Here is a 24,867-nt window from a genome sequence, read left to right on the forward strand (position 1 = left end):
ACGGCATATCGACCCAATAGTTACAGGCTTACAGTTGCGCGGGCTTGCGTACGGCATAGATCAATTCGTCGTAAACCGTTCCGTTTTTGTAAAAGGTGCCCGCCAGCTCTGCTTCCAACTTGAAGCCTGCTTTTTCCAGCACGCGTTGCGATTTGATGTTGGTGTCGAAGGTACGTGCAAATATGCGGTTCACCTCAAAAGTCCTGAAGCCATAGTTCAGCATCAGTTTCACGGCTTCTGGAACAATGCCCTGGCCCCAATACGCTTCGGCAAGCCAATAGCCCATTTCGGCATTTTTGCAATAGAAATCCTGTTGTGGATGTACGCCGATAGAACCTGCCGCCTCTCCGTTTACCAAAATGGCAAAAATTTCTTGTGGCGTAGCCGACAAAGCCAGGTTGATAAAAGCAATGCCATCGTCTTGGGTATAAGGGAAAGGAAATTTATTGCTCAGGTTTTTGGCAATATTGTAGTTGTTGGCATGTTTAACCAAACTGCGCAAGTCGCTCAGTTGAAATGGTCGAAGTTCGAACTGCATATCAAGACGTTGTTTTGAAAATGGAAGATAGCAAATTGTTCATTAGTTCAATGGTTCATTTGTCATTAGTTCAAGGCAAATTGCGAACAGCCAACTGCTTCCAATCTGGACTATTTGACTTGAGCTAGTGCCATGAAACTGTTGAAGCCAACAAACTATAGACTAGACTATCGACTAAAGACTATGGACTATCGACTATAAACTGTTGACTACTTCAGCGCATCGAGCACCTTAAACAGTTTTTTGCTGATACCCGAGCCATTATAATTGTTAATGTTGATTACCGCAATGTATTTGTTGCCATTTTTATCGGTGTAGTAGCCCGCATAGGCCGATACATCGTTAATGGTGCCACTTTTGATCTTCATGCCGTTGTATTCGGGCAGCGAATTGTAGTAGGCTGGAAACCAATCTTCCTTTTGTGTCTGAAACAAGATGCTGGCCATGGCTGCGGTAGTTACCCTGGTGCCCGGCGAGAGGCCGCTGCCGTCTAAAATATTCAAGGCATTCTTATCGATGCCTTTGGCCGCCCAGAAATTAATAACCGAAGTTGCGCCATTTTTGGTGCTTGGTGTTTTTCCCAGCTTCCAGGCAATGGTTTTTAGGAGTTGCTCGCCGTACAGATTAATACTCTTTTTATTGAACCAGTATACGATTTCGCTCAGATCGGGCGAGCTAGTGGTGGCAAGCTTTTGAGCAATAGGTGCGATACTTTTATTTGCTAGCCCTAGTCTGCGTGCCGTGGTGGCCTCTTTGGTACTTTGGATATTAAGCCTTAGCAAAGTGTCCTGCAAGCGATAGGCGGCCTCAAAAGCAGGGTCGGGCAGGGCCAAAGCAATGCCGGCCTTGCTAATCCCCATACCCCAAGTGCCTCTTAAATAAGCGGTGTAGCTGTAGGGAGGCAAAAAGGCATAGGCATTATCGCCAGAACCATTTGCACCTGTTTTTAATTCGTTTACGATGTTGATGTAAGGCATGGCAGGTACGGTTTCGAGCACCTTTACATCGCTGCCTACAGCTGTGCCAGGCTTTAAATGCACATCGAACTGGTTTTCGCGCCAAGCCAGTGCCGAAGTGCCCGCCCCGTAATAATTGCCCATATCTTGCCAAATCCAGCCTTCAGGCATCGATTGGGTGCCAAATAAGCTGTCATCTCCAATTACCGAACCTTCTATTTTTTTAATGCCCGCATTCCGTATGGCCTTCACCCATTGGGTTAAAACCACATTTTCCTTGCTCTGTTCATAGCGCCCAGAGCCTAATGTAGGATCGCCGTTGCCTATAATCACCAAATCGCCTTGCAACGTGCCATCGGCAGTAATCTTACCCGTGTAAGCCAAGGTGGTTTGGTACCTGAAATCTTTGCCCAAAACGCTAAAGGCCGTTGCCGAAGTAATGGTTTTTAGCGTAGAAGCCGTGGCCAGCCCGATGTTTTCGTTCTTGGCAAAAATGACCTTGCCCGTTTGGGCATCCAGCACGCAAAGCGAAGTGATGGCATATTTGGCTTGGTCGTCGTTAACCAAATTGGCATAAGCCTGTTCCAGTTTGGTAGCGGTATTTTGAGCGAAAGCGTTTAAGGAGAAAAGTAAAAATAATAAAGCGGCTTTGTATATTTTCATGGGGTTAAATTAAAAAGTAAGTGTAGCTTTTTCTGTTAATCACAATGGTTTGGTTAACGTTATAGTTTGCGGTAAAAGTGGTCGGAAATTTAACTTTTTTGTTGTCATTCCATTTAATTTCGATGGCATTTGTTTCTCCATCTATTTCTTCGATCAGGTCTATTTCCTGTTGCTGAAAACTCCTCCAGAAATAATATTTGGCAAACTTCCGATGGTTGTTGCTGGCTTTGATGTATTCGGCAATGATATAGTTTTCGAAAAGCTGGCCGCTGTCTTGTCTTAAGCCCAACGGACTAAAATTCTGTATAATGGCATTTCGAACACCTAAATCATAGAAATAGATTTTTTTGCTTTTTTTTATTTCATTCCTCAGGTTGCCATTGTAGGAATTTAGTTTAAACACCACAAAACACTGTTCTAGCAAATCGATATACCTTTCCACGGTTTGTTTGTCGGCCTCAATAAGCTGTCCGAGCTCGTGATAAGAAACCTCATTGCCGATTTGCAAGGCCAAGGCCTGGATCAGTTTTTCAAGCTGCAAGGGTTTCCTGATGTTAGCCAATGAAAGAATATCTTTAAATAGGTAGCTATTGGTCAAATTAAAGAGCAGTTCTTTTTCTTCTCCCGGATAATTGATGGCATCGGGATAGCTGCCATAAATCAATCTTTTTTCTAAAGCCTGTTCTTCGGTTAAAATATTGGTTTGATTAGCCAGTTCTTCAACGGAAAATGGAAACAGATGGTATTCAAATTTTCGCCCTGTTAACGGTTCTTTTATTCCCGAGGCCAGATCTAATGTCGATGAACCCGTAACCAAGAGCTGTATGTCGCTAAAATTGTCGACAATGAGTTTTAATGTCAGCCCAATATTTCGTACCCTTTGTGCTTCATCAATCAGTATGATTTTGTTTTTCCCGATAATAGATTTGAGGCGCTCGGTGCTGATATCCTGCAAGTTGTTGCGAACACTCGCTTCATCGCAGTTTAAAAACGTAAATGGCAAGCCCGTGTTCTTTGCCAAACGTTTCAACAGGGTAGTCTTGCCCACTTGCCTTGCTCCAGTAAGGATAATGGCCTTTCCCTTGAAAAACTTGGATTCTATAATCGGCTCTAAAATTCTGCTAACCATCACATAAATATATAAAATTTAGATTGTAATCTAAAAATTATATATAAAATTTAGATTATAACCACTAAATTATATGTAATTTTTAGATTAGGATTTGGTGGCAAACAAAAAAAGTGATGCCTAAACATCACTTTCTCTATGGAAACTTAAAAAATTAGATCAGTTCTTTTTTCACCAGATACTCGGCAATTTGTACCGCATTGGTGGCGGCGCCTTTGCGCAGGTTATCGGCAACGATCCACATGTTTAAGGTATTTGGCATCGATTCGTCTCTGCGGATACGGCCTACAAATACCTCGTCTTTTTCATGTGCATCTTTAGGCATCGGGTATTTGAGGTTGGCAATATCGTCAACCACTACAATGCCTTCGGTTTTTTCTAGCAAGGCCACCACCTCGGCTAGGTCAAATTCGTTTTCGAATTCGATGTTTACCGATTCAGAGTGTCCGCCCATTACCGGAATGCGCACGGTAGTAGCGGTTAAGCGGATGCTATCGTCGCCCATAATTTTACGGGTTTCGTTAATCATCTTCATTTCCTCTTTGGTATAGCCGTTTTCGGTGAATACGTCGATTTGCGGAATAACGTTCAAGTCGATCGGGTAGGCATAAGCCATTGGGCCATCGTGAATGCCTTTTCGCTCGTTCATCATCTGGTCAACCGCCTTTACGCCCGTACCTGTAACCGATTGGTAGGTTGATACCACCACTCTTTTGATTTTGTACTTGTCGTGCAATGGTTTTAGGGCCACCACCATTTGGATGGTAGAACAGTTAGGGTTGGCAATGATTTTATCGTCGATAGAAAGTACGTTTGCATTTACCTCCGGAACCACCAGTCTGATAGCCGGATCCATACGCCATGCCGACGAATTGTCGATTACCGTGGTGCCGGCTTCCTTAAAACGTGGCGCGTGCTCTAGCGAAGTGCTTCCGCCAGCCGAGAACAAAGCGATATCTGGGCGCATGCCAATTGCAGTATCCATGCTAACGATTGGATACTGCTTACCCTTAAACGTAATTAACTTACCAACGCTCTTTTCAGAAGCTACTGGAATTAATTCGGTTAACGGGAAGTTTCTTTCCTCCAATACTTTTAACATTACAGTGCCCACTAATCCTGTGGCACCTACTACTGCAACTTTCATTTTTTTAATTTGTTTTTAATGGCGATGAAGCAATCATGATTGGGTTAATCGATCCCTGCAGGAGCCGATAAAACCATGATGATTTCATCTTTTTTTTAATTATATTTAATTGATTTCTAATATCTACCAAATATGAGAAAAACTTTGCTCTTTTTTATGATGCTGAGTGCTAAACTTGCATTCGGCCAGGTTTTCGATGACTTCTCCGACGGAAACTTCACCTCAAATCCAGCATGGACTGGTCAAACCAATGCCTTTAGGGTAAATAGTTCAAATCAGTTGCAGACGTCGCTAAGCGCTGTTGCACAAACGGTTATGTTGGCTGTCCCCAGTGCGCTGGCTACCAATGCCAAGTGGGAATTCTTTGTGCAGTTGAATTTTGATCCTTCTACGGCCAATCAGGCCAGAATTTATTTGGTGGCCGACCAGCAGGACTTAAATGGCCCATTAAATGGCTATTTTATACAAATTGGCGAAAACGGTAGTGCCGATAGTTATGATTTGTATCGGCAGGCGGGTACAACGGTAACCAAAATCATTGATGGGCCAGCCAAATCGCGGGCCGATGTAAACAAGCTTTTGGCCAGGGTAAAAGTAACTCGTACCGATGAGGGGCTGTGGGAGCTGTATACCGATATTAGCGGAGGAACAAACTATAATTTGGAAGGCAGTGCTACCGATAAAGTTTTCCTGTATGGCGATTGGTTTGGCGTTTCATGCCGATACACAGCTACGCGGTCGGAGGGTTTTATTTTTGATGATTTTAAGGTGGACGAACTGGTGCCCGATGTGAGCCCGCCAACCTTGCTCAGTGCCAAAGCTTTAGATGATAAAACCATTGAAGCGGTTTTTTCGGAGCGCTTAATGATCGGTTCGGCCTTGGCTACCGGCAATTATGCCATTACTAATTTGGGTAGTCCGGCCTTGGTTAAAGCTACGGCTTTGCCCAATGTTTACCAGCTGGTTTATGCTTCGGCTTTGCCAACAGGCAACTATACCTTGACGGTAAACGGCGTAAAAGATTTAAAAGGCAATACAATTGCAAGAGCTAACCAAGCCAGCTTTATTTATGTACAGCCTTACGAATTTCAAAAGGGCGATATCCTGATTAGCGAAATTTTGGTCAACCCGAAAAAAGATGGGGTCGATTTTATCGAAATCTACAATGCAACCAACCAACTGCTGGATTTAAAAAATCTGCAACTAGCCAATGCCGATGCAAACGGTAATCCGGCAAATGTTAGAAATGTAAGCAATGTTTCCTTGCTGATGCCTGCCAAAACATATTGGGTGCTAACTACTAATCCTGATGTTGTTAAGGCACAATACCAAGCCAACTTTCCTGCTCAATTTGTAAAAATGGCAAGTTTGCCTGCGTTTAATAATGATAAAGGTACGGTGATACTGTTAAGTTCGTTAAAGATGATTGATAAGCTGGTATACCATGAAGATATGCACCTGGCCTTATTGCGCAACGCAGATGGGGTTTCGCTGGAGCGGGTTTCGTTTGCCAAGCCTACCGACGAAGCAGGCAATTTTAAATCGGCAGCAGCTAGCGTTGGTTTTGCCACGCCAACCTATCGCAATTCGCAGGAGGATGACAAGCAAATACTTGCCAATAGTGTAAGCCTAGGCAGCAAAACATTTTCGCCCGATGGCGATGGTTTTGAAGATCAGTTACAAATCGATTATCGCTTTGTAAACAACGGACAATTGGCTAACGTAAATATTTATTCAGACAAAGGTATTTTGGTTCGTAAGCTGCAAAGAAACACCAGTATTGCCACTTCGGGGAACTTTATTTGGGATGGCACAAACGACAATGGGCAGCGCAGCAAGGTAGGCATTTATGTGGTGCAATTTGATACCTTTGCACTAAACGGTAAGCGCGAAAGCTTTAGGCGGGCCTGTGTTTTGGCCACCAAGCTCAATTAATTGGGTAGCTTTTTGGGGCAAAAACCGTAATACATTGGTCAAATTGACGTTATTTTAAACAATAGCGCTGATCTGTTGTTGTTTTTTAAAACAGTTGTTATGAAATACGGAAAATTAATTTCAAGGCTTTTTGCCGAAAAATCAAATCATAATGCCCAAGTGGCGGTTGCCTTAATTGCGGGTTTGGCTGCGGGCGCAGTACTTGGTATCTTGTTTGCCCCAGCCAGTGGCGAAGAAGCGCGTAAGCGGATTGCCGATGGAGCCAAAAACCTGGGCAACGGCGTGCGCGACGGTTACGATAACCTTAAGCGCCGTATTGTTGGCGAGGAACATGAGGAACTGGCCGCAGAAACGGCGGTGCCTCATTTGGTAGGTGAGCCGAGTTTGAAAAAACGCAGGTCGGCCATTAAGGACTTGGTTACAGAGGCACAGCAAAACGAAGAACACTCTTAGGCTTTACCTAAAAATCAAAAGCCCGGCTTATGCTTAAAATAATTAAGTAGGCCGGGCTTTTGTATGTTTAATAAGCTCTATGTGGCTACAATAGATTAGCTTTCAGGTATTCGCAGCTGGTTTTTATAGAAGCCAGTTCGTTGGGCTGATAATTGGTTTCGTGCTCTACAAAGAAATGTTTAGCACCTGCTTGTTTGGCTTGAGCAAAAATAGCCTTAAAATCGATGGCACCTTTGCCCACTTCGGTATTTAAGCCATGGTTGGCTTTATCCATGTCTTTTACATGCCACATGGCAAAGCGTTTAGGGTGTGCTGCAAACAGCTTTAAGGGATCATTGCCTGATCTGACTACCCAATATAGGTCCATTTCAAAATCGACTAGTTTTTTGTCGGTTTCTTTCAGCATCACTTCATAACCGGTGGTATCGCCAAATTTCTTGAATTCGAAATCGTGGTTGTGGTAAGCCAGTTTCAATCCAGAGGCTTTGCACAAAGTGCCAGCCTCGTTCAATCGAGCGGCTACTCTTTTAAATCCGTCTAAATCTTTTCGCAGGTGGTCGCCAAGGTAAGGAATAGTTATATATTCCGAGCCCAATATGTTGGCGGCTTCTATGTAGGTTTTGAGCACATCGCTGTTTCCGGTGCCGATATAGCCATCCATGTCGTAATGGCCACTTGGAGCCTTCAGGCCATGTTGTTTTAGCAAATCGCCAAAAGCCTTGGCGTCGAGCCCCCAAAATTTATCTCTTTTCGAGTAGCCATAGGTTTCTACTTCGCCATAGCCTGCTTCGGCCACAGCCTTGATAACGCCTTTAACATCTTTTGGCAATAAATCTCTGAGCGAGTAAAGCTGCAGTCCGGCCACTTTTTTAGGCTTGGCAAAAGCCAAAGCAGGCAATGAAGGTAATAAGGCAGCGCCTGCTATGAACAGGCCAGTTTGTTTAATAAAGGATCTTCTAGAATTCATATATACGGGATGGATCAAGTTTAACTTTGAGCTTCGGTTACATCTTTGTTTTTATCTCTAAATAGCAGAACAAACAACAGAAATACAACAAAAGCAATACCTGCCGGGATAATCCAAATATCATACCAATGGTGGCCTCCAGTGGCAATTACGTATTTGTTTACGATAATGCCCGAAATAAACGAGCCGGCTAGCATGCCTACGCCATAGGTGGCCAAGGTAATAAACCCCTGGGCGGCGCTTTTGAATTTTTCGCCAGCTAACTTGTCGGTATAAATCTGTCCGGTAACGAAAAAGAAGTCGTAGCAGATGCCATGCAATACAATACCTGCAATAAGCATCCAGTAATTCGCATCGGCATTGCCAAAGGCGAAAAACAGGTAACGGGCTACCCAGGCAATCATGCCGATGGCCAACATTTTTTTAACGCCCAACCTTACAAAGAACAAAGGCATCAAAATCATAAATACGGTTTCCGATACCTGCCCCAGCGATTGTACGCCTGCGGCCGATTTCATGCCCACTTCGTTTAAGAAAGGATTGGTAAAGTTGTAATAAAAGGCAAGGGGAATACAGATGGCTACCGATGCCAAGAAAAACAGCAGGTACGATCTGTTGGCTAATAGGCCGATAGCGTCCAATCCGATGATTTCGCCAAAGGTAGTTTTTTCGTTCTTTTTGGCCGGAGGGGTATTGGGCAGTATGAAACTGAACAAGCCCAAGATAATCGATGCTACCGAAGCCATTTTGAAAGTGAGGATCAAGTTGCCTTTTTGTTCCCAATTAAGCCAGCCGATAACCAAGCCGGCAATGATCCAGCCAATGGTTCCGAAAACGCGGATTGCAGGAAATTCTTTTCCAGGATCGTTCATTTGCTTAAAGGAAATGGAATTAACCAAGGCCAAAGTTGGCATATAGGCAATCATATAGCCCAAAATGAATGGAAAGAAACTATCGAAATTTAAGGAAGTTGCGGCCAGCCATAACAATACGCCACCTGCCAAATGCAACACCCCCAGTACCTTTTGCGCGGCAAAAAACTTGTCGGCAATCAGACCGATAATAAATGGAGCTATAATGGCGCCGAGCGATTGTGTGCTATAGGCAGAGCCGATCTGCACATCGTTAGACATTAGGTTTTTACTGAGGTAAGTGCCCATCGTTACAAACCATGCGCCCCAGATAAAAAATTCCAGGAACATCATGAAAGATAGTTTAAATCTCGTTGTCGTATTCATTTGGTTTAGTTTGGTTAGTTTAGGGTAGGAAGGTAGGAGGTGGAAGGTTTTATTTATCCTTAAACCTTCCACTGTAAGTCTTTCTAGAGTTCTTTAATCATGATATTTCTGTACCGCACTTCGTCGCCATGGTCTTGCAAAGCGATTTTGCCTGTTTTGAAAGTGCCGAAGCCTTCCCATTTGGCAAACTTGCTACCGGCAATCAGCGATTTCCAGTTGTCGTCCCAAAGCGTAGTGTTCACTACGGTAACGCCATTCAGCTTGAAGGTTAGTTTGCCCTTGTTGCTGATGATTTCGGCTTTGTTCCATTCGCCAACCGGTTTTACAGGCTCTGATGAGCTTTTAACCAAGTCGTATAAATCGCCGGCACGGTGCTTGGTGATTTTTCCATCTGGATGTCCGTCATTATCCAATACCTGCATTTCTGGGCCTGTGCTGTAAGTTTGGCCATATTTCGGCAATTCTTCATGTACATAAAAAATAATGCCGCTGTTCGATTTCGGGGCTACTTTCCACTCGAGGCTCAAATGGAAATTTGAATATTCCTTATCGGTTACGATATCGCCGCCATCATTGTTCTTGGCTTTTGGATCGAAGTGTAGCGCGCCGTCTTCGGGTTTCCAGCCTTGGCCAACCGTAGTTTTGCCATAGGTATGCCAACCCGTGGTGGTTTTGCCATCGAATAACCATTTAAAGCCTTTGGGCAATTTGGCGGTTTGTGCAGCTGCGCCGTAGCCCATGGCTAACAACAATGCAGCTGATAATAGGTATTTGTTCATCTGTTAGGATATTTTTGGTGTTAACGTTTTAAAAATTAATTATGCGCCCAAAGTCCAGCCTTTGCGATATTCTCTTTTTACAAATTGGTTTACATCGTCAAAATTGGTCACCTTCATTTGGTTGTTATCCCACAGCAATTTGGTGTACCTGCCTGGGTAGATGGTTTTTCCGTCGGCATTTTTCTTTTGGATATCGGCACCGCGGATAGCCAAATTGGCCATTAACAAAGCTTCCGTTAGCGGACCCGCAATTTCGAACGGTGAACTCAGCTCGTTTTTGCCGTATCCCGCAATAGCGGCTTCTACCCACTGGGCATAGTGGCCGTTGGCCTGATTAGGTACACGTGCAAATTTTTGGGCTACTTTGATATTGGCATTTTTTGATAAAGGCAACAAGCGAGGATTGGCGCTGTAGGTGCTGGCCATCATTTTGCCTTTGGTGCCGATAAATAAGGTTCCATTGCCACCATCGCCGAAGGTTTCGTTGGCCTGTAGTTCTTCTGGTCTTTCTGGCTGAATGCCACCATCCATCCAATGTACAGTTACATCGCCTTTGGTTTTGTTGGTTTTTGGGAATTTCAGGGTAACATGGCTCGACGGCGGGCAGCTTTCTGGGAAATAACCGCGTTGAAATTCGTCTACATAAACAGAACCTACGCTGGCCTGTACTTCGGTGGCGTATTTAAGGTTCAATACACTGAATGGCGCTTCTAAAAGGTGACAGCCCATATCGCCAAGGGCGCCGGTACCGTAATCCCACCAGCCACGCCAGTTAAAAGGCACCAGTTTGTTTACATAATCTTTGTAAGGTGCCGTGCCTAGCCATAAATCCCAATCCAGCTCTTTCGGCACTTCGGCTTTGTTGGTAGACCAGGCAATGCCTTGTGGCCAAACCGGTCTGTCGGTCCAGGCGTAAACGGTATGTACATCGCCAATGAGGCCGGCATCATACCATTCTTTCATTTGGCGTGGTCCATCGTTTGAAGCGCCTTGGTTGCCCATTTGGGTTACTACTTTATATTTTTTAGCGGCCTCGGTTAGAGCGCGGGCTTCATAAATATCGTGGGTAAGGGGTTTTTGCACATACACGTGCTTGCCCAACTGCATGGCCGCCAAGGTTTGGATGGCGTGGTTATGGTCGGGGGTTGATACCGAAACCGCATCGAAGTTTTTGTGCTCTTTCTCGTACATTTCGCGCCAATCGCGGTAGTACTTTGCTTTTGGAAAGTCTTTGACGCTTTTTGCTGCCCGTCGATCGTCAACGTCGCACAGAAAGGCAATATCGGCCTTGCCGCTGGCTGCGAAGGCCGCGATGTCGCTTTGGCCCTTGCCGCCTACGCCCACACCAGCAACCAAAAGTCTGTCGCTAGGGGCCAAAAAGCCTTTGCCACCCAAAACGTGGCGTGGCACAATCATAAAAGCGGCCGTAGCAATTGCTCCAGCCTTAATAAAATTACGTCTACTCTGTGATTCCGCTTCTTGTTTTCCCTTTTCCATTAGTTTAGTTTTTTAAGGTTTGATTATTTCTTGAGCGATAAGATGTATTTTACCATCAGCTGTGCATCGTCGTTGCTGATTTTAGCGTGCGGCGTCATGGGTACTGCACCCCAAGTGCCTTTGCTTCCCTTGATGATTTTTCCAGCCAATGCCGTTACTGTTTCTGGCGTATTTGGGTATTTGGCTGCGATTTCCTGATAGGCTGGTCCGATCAGCTTGTCTTCCTTATGATGGCAACCGATACAATCTGATTTAACGATCAATAATTCGCCTGGATCCATGGCTGGTTTGGCTGCTGCAGGCGCTGGAGTTTCGGTGCTGGCTGTTGATGATTCGTCTGAACCTGAACCGCCACAAGCTCCTAGAAACAGGGCCAGTCCGCTTAAAAATAGAAGTGTTTTTTTCATCGGTGTAATGTGTAATAGAATGATGTTGTTGTTTAAATGCCTAGTATTTTTTGGTTAAAACCAGTATCGCCACCCGAAGCCGCAAAATCGTCGAAGGCCTTGGTCGTTACCGGAATGATATGTTTTTTGATGAATTCGGCTCCTTCGCGGGCACCGGTTTCAGAATCCTTGATGCAACATTCCCACTCCATCACGGCCCAGCCTTTAAAGTCGTATTGGGCCAATTTGCTAAAAATGCGTCTGAAATCGACCTGGCCATCACCTGGCGAACGGTAGCGGCCTGCACGGTTGGCCCAGCTTTGATAGCCTCCAAAAGTGCCTTGTTTACCCGTAGGATTAAACTCGGCATCTTTAACGTGGAATGCCTTGATGCGTTCGTGGTAAAAGTCGATGTACTGGATATAGTCTAACTGCTGTAATACAAAATGCGAGGGATCGTACAACAAACAGGCCCTTGAGTGCTGGTTTACCTTGTCTAAAAACATTTCGTAGGTTTCGCCATCAAAAAGATCTTCGCCCGGATGTATTTCGTAGCAAACGTCTACGCCGCAATTGTCAAATTCGTTGAGGATAGGTAGCCAGCGTTTGGCCAATTCCTTAAAACCGTCGTCTACCAAACCTTCGGGACGTTGCGGCCAAGGATGGAAAGTGTGCCAAAGCAGCGAACCACTAAAGGTAGCATGCGCATTTAGGCCCAGGTTTTGCGAAGCCTTGGCGGCATATTTCATTTGCTGCACAGCCCATTCGGTTCTGGCTTTCGGGTTGTTCCTTACTTCTGGCGCGGCAAAGGCATCAAATAGCTGATCGTAGGCCGGATTTACGGCCACCAGTTGGCCTTGCAAATGCGTAGAGAGTTCGGTAATGGCTAAACCGTATGAAGCCACTTTAGCCTTCAGTTCGTCGGCATAGGTTTTACTTTCGGCAGCCAGTTTTAAATCGATGAAGCGTGCATCGAGTGTAGGAATTTGGATGCCTTTAAAGCCCAAGCCGGCGGCCCATTTGCAAATGCCGTCGAGCGAGTTGAAAGGTGCTTCGTCGCCAATAAATTGGGCTAAAAATATGGCTGGTCCTTGTATCGTTGTCATAGGTTAAATTTTAAAATCGTACCATTTTTGGTCTGATTTGCTCGAGGCCACTACATTTTCGATAAAGGCCATTCCTCTTACGCCGTCGTTGGCATCCGGGAAATCGAGCATGAAAGGACTTGGGGTTTCACCGTCAAGCCTAGCGGCCAAAGCCAGTGCAAAATTCTTATAGATGTTGGCAAAAGCCTCGAGGTAACCTTCGGGGTGGCCCGATGGGGTTCTGGTGTTGAACTTGGCCACATCGCTTACATAGGCATTGCCGGTACGGTAAACCTGCATCGGCTGATCCAGCCATTTCACAATCAGGTTGTTTGGCTCCATCTGGTGCCATTCCATGCCGCCCTTTTCGCCATAGATTTTAATCTTTAGCGCATTTTCTTCGCCAGCGGCGATTTGCGAAGCCATTAAAGTACCGTTTGCACCATTGTTAAACCTCAGCAGCACGTTGCCATCATCGTCGAGGGCGCGACCGCTTACTACAATATGGAGGTCGGCACAAATCTGGGTAATTTGCAGGCCTGAAATATACTCAGCCAGGTGCGCCGCGTGTGTACCTACATCGGCCATGCAACCGCTGATGCCACTTTTAGCTGGATCGGCACGCCAGGCGGCTTGTTTGTTATCGCTGTTGGCGGGTTGGCTTAACCAGCCTTGCGGATATTCTACACATACTTTTCTGATGGTACCCAAATCGCCGTTTTTAATCATCTCTTTGGCTTGTTTTACCATCGGATATCCTGAGTAGGTATGGGTTAGGCAAACAAAAAGTCCGGTTTCGTCGGCTTTCTGCTTCAGGGCTTTGGCTTCGGCCAAGGTTAAGGTAATGGGTTTGTCGATCACAACGTGAAATCCATTTTCGAGTGCCAGCATGGCGGGTTCAAAATGGACGTTGTTGGGGGTAACGATGCTGACGAAATGCATGCGCTCGTTTTCGGGCAGCTGCTTTTCTTGGGCAATCATTTGCTCGTAGCTTTCGTAAACCCTGTTGGCAGGCAACATCAAATCCCTGCCCGATTCTAAGGCTACCTTGGGATCGGAGCTTAATGCCGCACAGCTTAATTCTATCAATCCATCTAATTGGGCCGACATGCGGTGAACTGCGCCAATAAAGGCCTTGCGTCCGCCACCAATCATGCCCATTCGTATCTTGCTTTGCATAGTATTTTGGGGTGTGGGGTTTAAGGCTAAAGGCGTAGGGACTTAACCTTACACCTTCAACCTTTTTACCTGCTACCTTTTATTAAATGTTTCCTTTCTTTAATTCGCTTACTGCATAGTCAGCCGCTCTTGCGGTTAACGCCATAAAGGTTAACGACGGATTTTGACAGGCAATGGAAGGCATACATGAACCATCGGTTACAAATACATTTTTTACTTCGTGCATTTGGTTCCATTTGTTCAGTACCGAAGTTTTAGGGTCTTTGCCCATGCGCGCCGTTCCCATTTCGTGGATGGCCATGCCCGGTACAGAACCATTATCGTAGGTTTTTACATCTTTAATGCCTGCATCTTCCAGCATTTCTGCCGCATCGTTCATCATGTCTTGACGCATTTTGTATTCGTTGTCGCCAAACTCGCAATCGATGGCCAATACGTGCTGGCCCCATTTGTCTTTCTTGGTTTTGTCGATATACACACGGTTTTCGTGGCGCGGCAATGATTCGCCGAAACCGCCCAAGCCCATGCTCCAAATGCCTGGTGTAGAAATCAAGTCTTTGAAATCGCCACCAAAAGCCAGTTCGGCAATTTCCTTGTGCCAGCCCGAACGGCCTGCACCGCCTTGGTAGCCAAAGCCACGGACGTAATCGCGTTTATCGTTGCCTATGTTTCTGTAGCGAGGGATATAGATGCCGTTTGCTCGTTTGCCATAAGTGTATTTATCGTCGAAACCTTCGGCAGTACCTGAGGCGCCACAACGGAAATGGTGATCCATCAAGTTGTGTCCCAATTCGCCGCTGGCATTGCCCAAACCATTTGGATGTTCAGCTGAAGTAGAGTTGAGCAACAAGAAAGTAGTACCCAAGGTAGAACCATTTACGAAAACGATTTTGGCGAAATACTCATGATGTTCCATGGTTTCCGAATCGATTACGCGTACGCCTTTCGCTTTTTGGGTTTCTTTGTCGTAAATGATCTCATTCACCAAAGAGAAAGGGCGAAGGGTTAAATTGCCGGTTGCCACCGCGGCAGGCAGGGTAGAGGACTGGGTACTGAAATAAGCTCCAAACGGACAGCCACGGCTACACAGGTTGCGGTATTGGCAACTGCCACGGCCGCCATGTTCAACGGTAAGGTTTGCCGTACGACCGATAGTCATGATACGGCTCTTGTTGTATTTTTTCTCGATGCGTTCTTTTACCGATTTTTCTACACAGTTCATCTGCATCGGAGGAAGAAAGTGCCCATCAGGAAAATGCGGGTAGTTTTCGGCCTGGCCACTGATACCTGCAAATTTCTCTACATAATCGTACCAAGGGGCAATATCTTTGTAACGGATCGGCCAATCAACGCCGTGTCCGTCTTTGGCATTGTCTTCAAAGTTCAGGTCGCTTAAACGGTAGCTTTGGCGTCCCCACATCAGTGATTTGCCACCTACATGGAAACCACGGTACCAGTCGAAGCGTTTTACCTCGGTGTAAGGGCACTCCAAATCGTTTACCCAAAAGCTTTCGTTATATTCTTGATAAGGATAGTCGCGTTTTTGAACCGGATGCGTCTTTTTCTGCTCCTCGGTTAGTCGGCCGCGGTGTTCAAATTCCCATGGCTTTTTCATGGCCGTGGTGTAATCCTTAATATGTTCAATGTTTCTGCCCCTTTCGAGCATCAATACTTTTAAACCTTTTTCGGTTAGCTCTTTGGCCGCCCAACCTCCGCTAATACCCGAGCCTACAACAATGGCATCGTAAGTATTTTGTGCAGTAGCTTTTGTATTTAAGTTCATCTGTTTGTTGTTTTGTTTTCAGTAGTTTTCAGTTCTTTCAGCTTGGCCATTTTGTATGGGCAATGCCGAATTGGTTCAGAACTTTGGGTAGATTAAGTTTATGCCCAAACCCTTTGACCTGGTTTAAGGTCTACGCAGCCATCATAACGGCCTGGGATTTGTACATATTCGTAGGCTTTGGTTGCTCCAATTTCTGAAGTAAAGAAGCCCAGCATGGTGAGGTCTCTGGCAATGGCAAAGAAGTAAGATTTACCCGGAGGCTTTTCTTTAACAAGCATCGGATTGCCTGGTTTTTCTGTTGCTTTGGCTTGTTCGTCCAGTTTTTTCTGTTTTTCGCCGTCTTCCTTCTGCTCAGCTACTGTTTCGTCGCGAACTTTGGTTACCAATTGTTCACGTTCTTTGACCGATATGGCCAAGAAAGATTTGCCAAACTCTTTTTTCGAACGGGCTTCTAAATCTTCGAGGCCTTTTACAAAAGTTTTTTGCGCTTCGTCAGGATAGCATTCTTTCACCATCATCACAATGAAAGGTCCTACATTGGCGGCTTTGGCGCCCGGCGATTTTGGGGTGGTTGGAATAATGATGTCGGCCAGCTCTGTCACAAGTTTTTCTTGGTCGGCAGTGAACAAGTGCGCACTGTCTTTACCCGGCTCATTGCAGCTGTCGAACAAGGTTGCCAAGGTAGTTGCCGACAAGGCTCCACCAATTAAGAAGGCAACACTTTTTACGGCTTCTCTTCTGTCCATAAGTATTTGGTTAAAGGTTTCTGTGCACTTAAATTACTGATTATATGTTAACTCAACGAATAGCTGACTTTATTTAGAATGATTATAGATTATATATTGTATTAAATACACTTAGGCCCTGTTCTAGAACCCCTATCGGCATTGTAAAAATTAATTTACAAGCAGACCAATCACCTTAAAAAATGAGGACATTGCCCATGTTGCCAAAAGAGGTTTTGCTTTGCTCCAAAGGCTCGTCAACATTTTTGCCACACATAACTTTAAACAGTTGCCAAGGTTTGCGGCAATTTTTTACCTTTGCTACCCATACCTATTTTAAAAATGAACGAAAAAATATTAGTACTAGGTTCTAACGGACAAATCGGAACCGAATTGGTTACCGCCTTGCGCAAGGCGTATGGAAACGACAATGTGGTAGCCTGCGATATCAGAAGGCCGGATTATGAATTGAAAAATGCCGGGCCGTTTGAATTTGTAAACGTTTTGGACAAGGAAATCCTGAAAGAGATTTTCGAAAAATATAGACCGAAACAGGTTTATTTGTTGGCGGCCTTGTTGTCGGCTACAGGCGAGCAAAACCCAAAATTGGCCTGGGACCTGAACATGAACGGCTTACTCAATGTGCTGGACTTGGCTTTGGTGTATAAAACCGCCAAGGTTTATTGGCCAAGCTCTATTGCTGTTTTCGGACCGAATTCGCCAAAAGACCAAACTCCTCAATATTGCACCATGGATCCGAACACGGTTTATGGAATCAGCAAATTGGCGGGCGAGCGCTGGTGCGAGTATTATTATCAAAAATATAACCTGGACGTAAGAAGTATTCGTTATCCTGGATTGATCAGCTGGAAAGCCGCACCTGGTGGTGGTACGACCGATTATGCGGTTCATATTTTCCACGAGGCGTTGAAAAAAGGAAGCTATTCGTCGTTTTTATCGGCCACTACCGAATTGCCGATGATGTACATGGACGATGCCATTCGCGGCACCATCGAATTGATGGATGCACCAGCCGAAAATATCGGCATCAGGTCGAGCTACAATTTGGCAGGCATCAGTTTTACCCCAGAGGTACTGGCTGCGGAAATCCGTAAGCATATCCCTGATTTTAAGCTGTCTTACACTGAAAACGATCCGCGCCAAGCCATTGCCGACAGCTGGCCAAGATCAATAGACGACAGTTATGCACAAAAAGAATGGTTATGGAAGCCGGAATTTGACCTGGCCAAAATGACCAGCGAAATGTTAATCAATTTAAAAAAATAAACAAGGTATAGGGTTGAGGGGTTAAAGGCTCAAGGTTTCCTTTCTCACATCTCCTATCTCCGTACTCAATACTAAAAAAATGGGAAGAGCATTCGAATTTAGAAAAGAAAGAAAATTTAAGCGTTGGGCCAAAATGGCCGTTCAGTTTACGCGTATTGGTAAAGATATCGTAATTGCGGTAAAAGATGGCGGTCCACATCCTGAAACCAACTCGCGTTTGCGCACGGCCATTCAAAATGCCAAGGCAGTAAACATGCCCAAAGATAGGGTAGATGCGGCTATTAAGCGTGCTTCTGATAAATCGATGGCCAACTATGAGGAGATTGTTTACGAAGGTTATGCACCACATGGCGTTGCCGTACTGATAGAAACCGCTACCGATAACACGAACAGAACCGTGGCCAACGTACGCAGTTATTTCAATAAAACCGATGGCTCTTTGGGCAAAACTGGATCTTTGGATTTTGTGTTTAGCCGCAAATCGATTTTCAGGTTTGTGCCTACCGATAGCCTGGATATTGAAGAACTGGAATTCGAATTGATCGATGCTGGTTTGGAAGAGCTTTATGTAGAGGCCGATGAGGAAGGGAACGACATCGTAGTTGCCCAAGGTGCTTTTGAAAGCTTCGGTTCTTTGCAAAAAGCGCTGGAAGAAAAAGGCATCGAATTGAAAAGCTCTAAACTGGAGCGTATTGCGCTTTCGCATCATCCAGTTTCTGAAGAACAGGCGGTTGATGTGATGAAGCTGATTGATAAATTGGAGGAAGACGACGACGTGCAGGCGGTTTACCACAACATGGCCGAGTAGTTGTTAACACCACACCATAACATAAAAAGCCCCGACTGTAAAAGATCGGGGCTTCTGTTTTTAACTGTACCTTATTGCTGGCTCTGAACGGATAAGGAACTGCTATTTATGCTGACTAAAAAGCCAGGGTAATAATTCGGGTTCGGCAAAGGCGCTATCCCAGCTGTTGTGGTTGGCCTTGAGGTAAACGGTAAACTTGGGTTCGTGGTTCAGTTTTTTGAGTTCGCGGTAAACGCTGTAAGAGAACTGTGGCGAAACCACATCGTCCAAGCCACCATGAAAAATCCAGAGCGGTACGTTTTTGTACAGTTTAACATTGGCCACGTTATCGCCACCACAAATGGCAAAGGCTGCGGCAAAGGTGGTAGGTCTGCGCCTCAAAATTTCGAAAGTACCCATGCCTCCCATCGATAGGCCACCTACATAGATTTTGTTTTTGTCGGCAAAAGGTTGTTTAACCATTTTATCGGTAAGCTGCAACAAAAGCGACATTGATTGGGTAGGCTGTCCGCCTTTAACGAAAGTAAAAAAGCGTTTGGTGTTAACGGCTTCAATCTCTACGTTGGCCCAATAGCTTTCTTCGGCGCATTGCGGAAAAATAACCACGGCTTCGAATTTTTTCCTGAAATCATCGGCCAAAAACATCTTGGCGCCATGGGTCAGCTGCTTTTCATTATCGTTGCCGCTTTCGCCACGCCCGTGCAAAAAGAATACAATGGGATATTGCTTTGCCGGGTCAAAATGCTCGGGATATAAAATCCTGTACTTTAAGGTATCTGCACCCTGAACCAGGATTTCTTTTTTGAATTGGGAAAAATCCTGTGCCTGCGCCTGAACAAGGGCAATACCGAAAAACAACAAGGCGATTAGTTTTTTCATCGAAGTTTATTTGACCAATTTGAAATCAGCGGTTTTCACATCTCTTACATTGGGTCCAACAAAGGCCTTAAAATCGCCGGCTTCGGCAACAAATTTAAGCTCGCTGTTGTAAAATTTCAGGATTTCTTCGTCAATATTAAAGCTCACGGTTTTGCTTTCGCCAGGTTGCAGGCTTATTTTTTGAAAACCTTTTAACAGTTTTACCGGTCTGGTGCTGCTGCCTACCATATCGCGGATGTACAGCTGTACCACTTCTTCGCCTGCATATTTGCCGGTATTGCTCACCGTGATGCTCGCGGTTATTTTTTGGCCAGGTTTGAGGGTGTTGCTGTTCAGTTTTAAATCGCCATAGGTAAAAGTGGTGTAGCTTAAGCCAAAGCCGAAAGGATAAAGCGGATCGTTACTGACGTCTAAGTAGTTAGAACGGAATTTTTGGAACCATTTGCCGTCTTCGAGCGGGCGACCAGTGTTTTTATGGGCATAGTACAAGGGCAACTGACCTACGTTTTGCGGAAAGGTTACCGGTAGCTTGCCCGATGGATTTACATGGCCAAACAAGACATCGGCAATGCCGTTTCCAGCCTGAATACCTCCAAACCAAACGTTTAAGATGGCTGGCACGTTCTCGTTTTCCCAGACCAAAGTCATTGGCCTGCCGGCAAATAATACCAAAACAACTGGCTTTCCGGTTTTAACGAGGGCTTGCAGCAACCTTTGCTGTACAGCTGGAATGCCCAAATCGGTACGACTAGAACTTTCGCCACTCATTTCTGAAGATTCGCCCAAAGCGGCTACCACTACGTCGGCTTTTTTGGCATTTTCTACAGCCTCCTTAATCAGTTCTTCTTCGCTACGGTTGTCCCTAGGAATTTCCCTGCCAAACATGGTCGAATGTGCCTGCAAAGTAGCATCGGCGGTGAGGTTGGCTCCTAGGCTATGCAAAATCTTTACGTTGTTGCCGGCTACGTTTTTAATGCCTTCCAGTAGGGAAGGAACAATCTCCATATCTGCGTTTACGCTCCATGTTCCAGGCATGTTGGCTTTGCTGTTGGCCAAAGGACCCACCAAGGCAATGGTGCCCGATTTTTTAAGTGGCAATACCTGGTTCTGGTTTTTGAGCAATACAAAGGTTTTGGTAGCGGTTTCTCTGGCAAACTGGATGTTGGCCGGGGTTAGGATTTCGTTTTTAGCTCTTTCATCGTTGCAGTATTTAAACGGATCGTCGAACAGGCCCAGTTTGTATTTGGCTTCTAAAATCAAGCGACAAGCCCTGTCAATTTCGGCTTGTGTTACTTTTCCATCCTGCAGCGATTTTTTAAGCGTGGTTAAAAAGCCTTCGCTCACCATGTCCATATCGTTGCCTGCTTTTAAGGATAATGCCGAAACGGTTTTCAAATCGCCCAACCCATGCTCAATTAGTTCGCTTACGCCGGTATAGTCTGATACCACAAAGCCTTTAAAGTCCCATTGCTTGCGCAAAAGATCGGTGAGCAACCATTTGTTGGCAGTGGCCGGTACGCCGTTAATATCGTTGAACGAAACCATGATGCTGCCCGCGCCCGCATCTAAAGCGGCTTTGTAGGGTGGCAGATAGTCGTTGTACATGCGGTCTAGGCTCATGTCGGTGGTATTGTAATCTCTACCGCCCTCTGCGGCGCCGTACAAGGCAAAGTGTTTAACGCAGGCCATGATGGTGTTTACCTTAGTCAGGTCGTCGCCTTGGTAACCCTTAACCATTACCTTGGCAATTTCGGAACCCAAAAAGGTATCTTCGCCACTGCCTTCAGCAATTCTGCCCCAACGTGCATCGCGAGCGATATCAACCATGGGCGAGAAAGTCCAGTTCAAACCATCGGCACTCGCTTCGGTAGCAGCTACACGGGCTGTTTTTTGGATCAATGGCATATCCCAGCTGGCAGCCAGGGCCAGCGGAATAGGGAAGGTAGTTTTATAGCCGTGAATAACGTCCTGTCCGAAAATCAAAGGGATTTTCAGGCGACTTTTCATCGCTATTTCTTGGGCTTTTCTGATTTTTTGAGGGGTAGTTAAGCTAAAAATTCCGCCTACGTTGCCCTTGGCAATTTTCGATTCTACATCGGTGCTTACGGCCGAGCCTGTGGTTGCTTCGCCACCGGTAACCAGGTTCAGCTGACCAATCTTTTCGTCGATCGTCATTTTGGCCATCAGGTTTTTGATGAAGGAATCCATTTTTGCTTGCTGCGGATTGGTTGCTTTTTTAACCTGTGCCGAGCTGCCCAATGCAAAGAGGGCCAGTAAAGTAAATAGGAAATGTGCTTTTTTCATTATGTGTGTATTCATGTTATTCAACTTTTTTGATAGGTGTTTTGGCTGAAACACCGTTTTCGTTAATGGCTTCTATGGTAAAATAGTAGGTTTTTTGGCTGTCCATGGCCTTGAACCAATATTCGTTAAAATCGTGGATCATGATGCAGTTGTACAGCTTGTCGGGCGCGGTGCCAAAGTACAGGTTGTAAGCAAATGCATTATCTACGGGTTGCCATTTGATGTAGGCGTTGCGCTTGTCTTTTTCGGTGCGCAAAACGATCAGGTTTTTAACGGCTTCGGGTTTTTCGCCATTGCCGTTGCCAAACACCCTCAATCCGCTGATGGCAAATTTGCCGGTTGGCATGTGGATGTTTATCATTTTGATGAAACGGGCCTGTACGGGTTTGGTTAGTTCGATGTAATCGTGCGGTACATCTGTTTTGTTCTGGCTCTTGTCGGCCAAGGTACTCCATTTTTTGCCATCGAGCGAATACAGCAATTTATACTGATGGTAAATGTTGGTCTGCTTACCCATAAACTCGGCATCTTGGTCGGCGTAATTGATTTGGATGGCATTGACAGTTGAAACGCTGCCCAAATCCGTTTGGATCCATTCGCCGTTGTTGGCGGTTTTGGCGCTCCAATAGGTTTTGATGTTTTCGTCTACTGCATTGTTGGCATTAAAACCAGCCAAGGTAGAGGAAACAGTTACAGGTTTTTTGTAGTTGATGAGCATCCAACCCGGACCGGCAGGGCCATCTGGTTTTCTGGCAGCCGGCAGGTAAAGTGGATAATCGCCAAAAGCAGTATTGCACCACATCACATCGTCTTTATCGAACCCGCTTGGCCAAATACCAATGCGTCTTTCCCAAGTGTTTTTTACACAGATGATAGAAGTGGAAACATGCCAATAGTTTTGCTGGTTATCCTGAAAAGTGGCGCCGTGGCCAGCACCTCTCGAAAAGCCACCTGGCTTAAAGCTCAAAGGGTCTGATTGTGGTATGGTTTGCGCACCGTCAAAAAGTGGCTTATTACCCACTACCACGCCATCGGCATAACCGCTAAACTCGGTTCCCGGCGCGCCGTATTGGAAATAGTATTTGCCGTTGTGTTTGGTCATCCAGGCACCCTCAATAAAAGGATCGAGGAAAGTATTGTCCATGTGTTCGCCAAAACGTTGCCAGCCATAGCGCCAGTCTTGCAACAGGTACATGGGCGTACGTGTGCCTATGGGTTTGAAGGTTTTGCGATCAAGCTCTACGCCATATACCGGAAAAGTATTGCTGCTGCCGTTGTACATGTAAAAACGGCCATCGTCGTCGGTAAAAAAGGCCGGATCCCAGCCCCCAATTTCCAGCGAATCGACCAAGGGGAACCATTTGTTGTTTTTGGGGTCGGTGCTTCCCCAAAGCGTAAAATTTTTGGTATAGGTACTGCCAAAAACCACCATGGTGTCGCCTACAACACCCACGCCTGGTGCACAAAGCTCATCGAGGGTCTTGTTCCAGGGACGTAGGAATTTTCTTTCGTTAAACTTCCAGTTGAGCATATCGCTGCTGTGCCAGTAGCCCCATTGGTTGGTGCTGAACAGGTAGTAGTCGCCCTTGTAGTTTACAATAACAGGGTCGGCGGTAGCGCGATGTTTGCCCCATTCTACAAAACTCGGGAAAGGCGTATAGCCATAATCGAGGTTGATAGGATTACAGTAGGTCTGCTGCTGTGCAAAGCCCGCCGATACGCTGAAAACAACAAGCCATAGGCATAAGATTTTCTTCATTCTATTTTTTGATTGCAGGGCTTTCAAAGCCTAGTTTGATTAGTCCTTTTTGCACGTCTTCGTTTTGCATGAACAGTTTCCAAAGCAGACCCGAACGGTGGTTTTCGATCATCACTACCATTGGCCCTTGGTCTATGCCCAAATATCTTTTCGGATACCAGTTGTCGGTTTCAGAAAAGGCATCGTAAAAGCCATATTTGCCCCAAACCTTGTCGCCCAGGTTTTCGTATAAGTGTCTGATGACCTGCATCGATTCTTTTGGCGTATAGGGCAAGGACGAGATAGCCGCGGTAGGCGAAATCACACCAAAATCTTCCTGAATGCTGTGCGCGGCATAGCCTTTAACCGAATAGCTGGCGGTTAAGCCCCAGTTGTTGGGGCCGTAACCCTTAAAGCCCTTAGGGTTAGCCACACAATAATCGTGGATAGCCAAAGTTTGGTTCACATTGTTTTGCCAGTAATCGGCATAACGGTCTTTTAAGCCTTTCGGATTTAGACCCAAATAAGAGTAATGTGCCCAAAACAAGGGGCCAACCGTATTTTTAGGCGTTTGGTACGATAGCGTGAAAGGATGCCCATAGACCTCGAAACTGGTTTTCAATGCACCATTTCTGGCCCAACCCTCGTGGTAAACAGCTGCAGGTACGCCATGGGTTGGCGATGAGGCTGCCAGTACATACATGATCAGGCATTCGTTGTAACCCTTAACCGGAAAATTCATTTCCCATTTGTACTCGGGCGACCAGTGCCAGTACAACACGTTTTGGCCATTGCGGTACCAATCGAAATCGATGCCTTTCCAAAGTTCATCAGCCTTTTTCGAAACCTCTTTTTCTGCCGGTGTGCCGTTTTTGTAGTATTCTTTGATACAGATCAGGGCTTGCGCTACGAACGAACTCTCTACCAAGTCGCCACCATTGTCTTTCCTGCCAAAGGGACGTACCTTGCCGGTTTCGCCATAGAACCAGTGTGGCCAGGCACCATGAAAACGGTCTGACTTGCCCAAAAAATCGAGGATTTGGTTCAGTCTTTTTAAACCTTCGTCACGGGTCACATATTTTCTGTCGATACCACTTAAAATGGCCATGAGGCCAAATCCGGTGGCTCCCGTGGCGACGGTGCTTTTGTCGTTTTCGGGATAAACATTATCGGTGTGGTAGCGTTCCCTGGCAGCGCCAGAGGTAGGTTCGGCACCATCCCAAAAATATTCGAAGGTCTGTTTCTGAACAGCATCTAATAATTTGTCGTCGGAAAGGCTTTTTTGGATTTTTGGTGCATTCTTGATTTTTTCGAACGTTTGGGCCGTTGTATGGTTGATGCAAAGTGCAACAAACGTAATAGGTATGATTAGATATCTTAATTTCATGTGT

21 protein-coding genes are annotated in these 24,867 nt (G+C 45.6%); 4 read left to right on the forward strand and 17 right to left on the reverse strand.

From position 1 onward, the window contains the following. Positions 1-28: 28 nt before the first annotated feature. The 4 genes from VRU48_RS18745 to VRU48_RS18760 form a co-directional block, all read right to left on the reverse strand. Positions 29-538, reverse strand: a complete 510-nt coding sequence (locus tag VRU48_RS18745; protein WP_330109454.1) for a GNAT family N-acetyltransferase — start codon at positions 536-538, stop codon at positions 29-31. 209 nt (positions 539-747) lie between these two features. Then, positions 748-2,157: a D-alanyl-D-alanine carboxypeptidase/D-alanyl-D-alanine endopeptidase gene (gene dacB / locus VRU48_RS18750; protein ID WP_330109455.1), complete on the reverse strand. Its 1,410-nt coding sequence runs from the start codon at positions 2,155-2,157 to the stop codon at positions 748-750. Between the two features lie 4 nt (positions 2,158-2,161). Beyond that, positions 2,162-3,286 (reverse strand): ATP-binding protein, encoded by a 1,125-nt coding sequence (locus tag VRU48_RS18755; RefSeq protein WP_330109456.1) that lies wholly within the window; start codon positions 3,284-3,286, stop codon positions 2,162-2,164. Positions 3,287-3,440: 154 nt separating this feature from the next. After that, entirely contained in the window at positions 3,441-4,433 is a 993-nt protein-coding gene (locus tag VRU48_RS18760) for an aspartate-semialdehyde dehydrogenase (RefSeq protein ID WP_330109457.1), read from the reverse strand. 132 nt (positions 4,434-4,565) lie between these two features. Between VRU48_RS18760 and VRU48_RS18765 the strand changes: the two genes are divergently transcribed. Then, complete coding sequence (locus VRU48_RS18765; RefSeq protein WP_330109458.1) at positions 4,566-6,368, forward strand: lamin tail domain-containing protein; 1,803 nt, start codon at positions 4,566-4,568, stop codon at positions 6,366-6,368. Positions 6,369-6,467: 99 nt separating this feature from the next. After that, positions 6,468-6,821, forward strand: coding sequence for a YtxH domain-containing protein (locus tag VRU48_RS18770; RefSeq protein ID WP_330109459.1), 354 nt, complete (start codon positions 6,468-6,470; stop codon positions 6,819-6,821). Between the two features lie 85 nt (positions 6,822-6,906). On the opposite strand, the gene VRU48_RS18775 is transcribed toward VRU48_RS18770, so the two are convergent. From VRU48_RS18775 to VRU48_RS18815, 9 genes are all read right to left on the reverse strand, one after another. Further along, complete coding sequence (locus VRU48_RS18775; RefSeq protein ID WP_330109460.1) at positions 6,907-7,788, reverse strand: sugar phosphate isomerase/epimerase family protein; 882 nt, start codon at positions 7,786-7,788, stop codon at positions 6,907-6,909. A gap of 20 nt (positions 7,789-7,808) precedes the next feature. Then, positions 7,809-9,026, reverse strand: a complete 1,218-nt coding sequence (locus VRU48_RS18780) for a nucleoside permease (protein WP_330109461.1) — start codon at positions 9,024-9,026, stop codon at positions 7,809-7,811. 83 nt (positions 9,027-9,109) lie between these two features. Continuing rightward, positions 9,110-9,805, reverse strand: coding sequence for a 3-keto-disaccharide hydrolase (locus VRU48_RS18785; RefSeq protein ID WP_330109462.1), 696 nt, complete (start codon positions 9,803-9,805; stop codon positions 9,110-9,112). Between the two features lie 39 nt (positions 9,806-9,844). Further along, entirely contained in the window at positions 9,845-11,302 is a 1,458-nt protein-coding gene (locus VRU48_RS18790; RefSeq protein WP_330109463.1) for a Gfo/Idh/MocA family protein, read from the reverse strand. Positions 11,303-11,325: 23 nt separating this feature from the next. Beyond that, on the reverse strand, positions 11,326-11,709 hold the full coding sequence (locus tag VRU48_RS18795) for a c-type cytochrome (RefSeq protein WP_330109464.1): 384 nt from the start codon (positions 11,707-11,709) through the stop codon (positions 11,326-11,328). Positions 11,710-11,741: 32 nt separating this feature from the next. Further along, positions 11,742-12,794, reverse strand: a complete 1,053-nt coding sequence (locus tag VRU48_RS18800) for a sugar phosphate isomerase/epimerase family protein (protein WP_330109465.1) — start codon at positions 12,792-12,794, stop codon at positions 11,742-11,744. A 3-nt stretch (positions 12,795-12,797) separates the two neighbouring features. Continuing rightward, the gene (locus VRU48_RS18805; RefSeq protein ID WP_330109466.1) at positions 12,798-13,952 is read right to left on the reverse strand and encodes a Gfo/Idh/MocA family protein; all 1,155 of its coding nucleotides are present in this window, start codon (positions 13,950-13,952) and stop codon (positions 12,798-12,800) included. A gap of 82 nt (positions 13,953-14,034) precedes the next feature. Continuing rightward, entirely contained in the window at positions 14,035-15,735 is a 1,701-nt protein-coding gene (locus VRU48_RS18810; protein WP_330109467.1) for a GMC family oxidoreductase, read from the reverse strand. Positions 15,736-15,833: 98 nt separating this feature from the next. Beyond that, positions 15,834-16,481, reverse strand: coding sequence for a gluconate 2-dehydrogenase subunit 3 family protein (locus VRU48_RS18815; RefSeq protein WP_330109468.1), 648 nt, complete (start codon positions 16,479-16,481; stop codon positions 15,834-15,836). A 321-nt stretch (positions 16,482-16,802) separates the two neighbouring features. On the opposite strand from VRU48_RS18815, the gene VRU48_RS18820 reads away from it, so the two are divergent. After that, positions 16,803-17,747, forward strand: a complete 945-nt coding sequence (locus tag VRU48_RS18820; protein ID WP_330109469.1) for an NAD-dependent epimerase/dehydratase family protein — start codon at positions 16,803-16,805, stop codon at positions 17,745-17,747. A 79-nt stretch (positions 17,748-17,826) separates the two neighbouring features. Then, positions 17,827-18,555, forward strand: a complete 729-nt coding sequence (locus tag VRU48_RS18825; RefSeq protein ID WP_330109470.1) for a YebC/PmpR family DNA-binding transcriptional regulator — start codon at positions 17,827-17,829, stop codon at positions 18,553-18,555. Positions 18,556-18,657: 102 nt separating this feature from the next. Here the strand turns inward: VRU48_RS18825 and VRU48_RS18830 are convergent, their stop codons facing one another. From VRU48_RS18830 to VRU48_RS18845, 4 genes are read right to left on the reverse strand one after another with little or no spacing between them, the layout of a single operon-like run. Continuing rightward, positions 18,658-19,434 (reverse strand): carboxylesterase family protein, encoded by a 777-nt coding sequence (locus tag VRU48_RS18830; protein WP_330109471.1) that lies wholly within the window; start codon positions 19,432-19,434, stop codon positions 18,658-18,660. Between the two features lie 6 nt (positions 19,435-19,440). Beyond that, positions 19,441-21,753, reverse strand: coding sequence for a beta-glucosidase BglX (bglX, locus tag VRU48_RS18835; protein WP_330109472.1), 2,313 nt, complete (start codon positions 21,751-21,753; stop codon positions 19,441-19,443). Position 21,754: 1 nt separating this feature from the next. Further along, positions 21,755-23,497 (reverse strand): discoidin domain-containing protein, encoded by a 1,743-nt coding sequence (locus tag VRU48_RS18840; protein WP_330109473.1) that lies wholly within the window; start codon positions 23,495-23,497, stop codon positions 21,755-21,757. A gap of 1 nt (position 23,498) precedes the next feature. After that, the gene (locus VRU48_RS18845; protein WP_330109474.1) at positions 23,499-24,863 is read right to left on the reverse strand and encodes a glucoamylase family protein; all 1,365 of its coding nucleotides are present in this window, start codon (positions 24,861-24,863) and stop codon (positions 23,499-23,501) included. Positions 24,864-24,867 lie beyond the last annotated feature (4 nt).

Origin of the sequence: Pedobacter albus, assembly GCF_036324255.1 — a bacterium.
GTDB classification, from domain to species: domain Bacteria; phylum Bacteroidota; class Bacteroidia; order Sphingobacteriales; family Sphingobacteriaceae; genus Pedobacter; species Pedobacter albus.